The following is a 2,324-nucleotide window of genomic DNA, read 5'->3' on the forward strand; positions in this document are numbered from 1 at the left end:
AATAATCTTCATCGTTGCGGCATATATCCTGTATCGCAACTGGACCGGCATCTGATAACTATGCAATTGGCAGCCTTACACAGCGGTGACCAAGTGAAAACTGAATGATTGCCCATCCGACAGCCCGTGCATCTCGGGCCTGTTCAATGAACGGGCAATCTCTAAGCAGAACTTGATACCATTATCATAAAAGAAAAAAGTTATATTTGCCAATGACATAACTAAAACTGCCAACCACCCCAGACTAACCATCCATATGGGTGCTGTCAGTCGCCCCATGATACGTCGTTCGATTCCGAGATACGGTTTCGCCCGCTGGCACCGATTGCCGCTCGTATCGTCGGGTTCCTGCTCATCGTTTTATCTTTGTTTCACTACTATACTGCGGGTTTCGGCCTTTTGACGGAAATGGTGCATCGCGGGATCCATCTTTCCTTCGTGTTGGGCTTGGTTTTTCTCGTCTTCCCCTTTTCGCGCAAAGGTTATGATCAGCCTGAAACCTCTTCGCTGCTAAGGCCTCTCGGTATTTCGATCATTGACTGGACGTTGGCGATTATCGCTGTTGTGGCAGTACTCCACGTCCCTTTAATACCGCTTGACGATCTTGCTTTCCGGGTTGGCAACCCGACCACCATAGACGTTGTTCTTGGAGGTTTGTTGGTCGTAGTGCTTTTGGAGGCGACACGGCGTTCGGTGGGCTGGCCGCTGCCCATTATCTCAATTCTGTTCCTGCTTTACGCGCTCTATGGACGCTACATGCCCGGCATATTGGTTCATCCAGGTGCGTCTGTAAGCCAATTGATTGATCATCTTTATCTGACGACACAGGGCATCTATGGTATCGCGCTCGGCGTCGTTGCCACCTACGTCTTCCATTTTGTCTTGTTTGGTGTTTTCGCGACCCGCATCGGTTTGGGGCAGTTGTTTCTTGATTGTGCAGCCTGGGTGGCAGGGCGCTTCGCTGGCGGACCTGCAAAGGTCTCGATTTTTGGATCCGCGCTGTTCGGTATGATCTCTGGTTCTTCAGTAGCCAACACGGTCACGGTGGGTTCTTTGACTATCCCTGCAATGATCCGGCTTGGATATAAAAGGCATTTCGCAGCAGCGGTGGAATCGGCATCCTCAACGGGGGGGCAAATTACGCCTCCGATCATGGGCGCAGCTGCGTTCCTGATGATCGAGTTTCTCAACTTGCCTTATACGACTATCATCCTGGCCGCTATTGTGCCGGCCTTTATGCATTTTTTCGGTGTGTTGATGCAGGTTCATTTTGAGGCCAAGCGCAATGGTTTGCGCGGCATGACCAGGGAGGAGTTGCCAGATCTCGGTGAGGCCTTTAAGCGCGATTGGCCGACAGTCATTCCACTCGTGGTGCTGATTGGTGTTCTGTTGTCCGGTTATACGCCTTATCTCGCGGCCTTCTGGGGTATAACCTTGTGTATTGCGGTCGGCCTTCTTAATCCCCGCAAGCGCATGACGGTGGGGGAGATACTCGACGGTCTGCGAGACGGTGCGAAATACGCTCTTGCCGTCGGTGCAGCGGCGGCTACTGTCGGCATAATAGTGGGCGTGGTAACGCTCACCGGGGTTGGTTTCAAAATTTCCTATATAGTAACATCGACAGCCGCCCAGCTCGCCGGCTTTTTTGGGACGATCCTGCCAGTTAGCTGGTTTGGACCGCAGAGTCTTACACTCCTTTTTACGCTCGTAATGACCGGAATTGTCTGCATCCTCATGGGGTGCGGCATTCCGACAACGGCGAACTACATCATTATGGCCACGATTGCCGCACCTGCGCTGGGGCTTCTTGGTGTAGAGCCCATCGTCGCGCATTTCTTTGTATTCTATTACGGCGTTCTGGCCGACATAACACCACCGGTGGCGCTCGCCGCCTATGCAGCTGCGGGTATGGCGGGGGCCGATCCATTCAAGACCGGCAATACCGCGTTTCGCCTCGGATTGGGCAAAGTATTGGTGCCATTTGTCTTCGTTTTCTCGCCGTCCCTGTTATTGGTAACATCCAATTTCAACTGGCCTGACTTCTTTATAGCGTTTTTCGGTTGCGCCATCGGTATTACCGCACTTGGCGCTGCGCTCTCTGGCTTTTTGTTGGTGAGAACAAAGCCTTGGGAGAACATCCTGATGATCTTGGCGGCGGTTCTATTAGTCGCACCGGAGATTTACTCATCGATGATGGGCTTGCTAATGTTAGTTCCGGTTGGAATTCGGCAATTTTCTGGGTTAAAGGGGGGTGCGGATAAAAACTTGGACTGGTTTTACGTCACAATGCCAAGACAGTTTCGATATTCGATTGGGCTTCGTGC

At 52.0% G+C, this 2,324-nt stretch carries 1 pseudogene; it reads left to right on the top strand.

The features are described from left to right. Positions 1–279 precede the first annotated feature (279 nt). Positions 280–2,229: pseudogene (locus tag FG152_RS27035) on the top strand (TRAP transporter permease); the annotation flags it as partial. Positions 2,230–2,324 lie beyond the last annotated feature (95 nt).

Source organism: Ochrobactrum sp. XJ1 (assembly GCF_024701725.1).
GTDB classification, from domain to species: Bacteria; Pseudomonadota; Alphaproteobacteria; order Rhizobiales; family Rhizobiaceae; genus Brucella; species Brucella anthropi.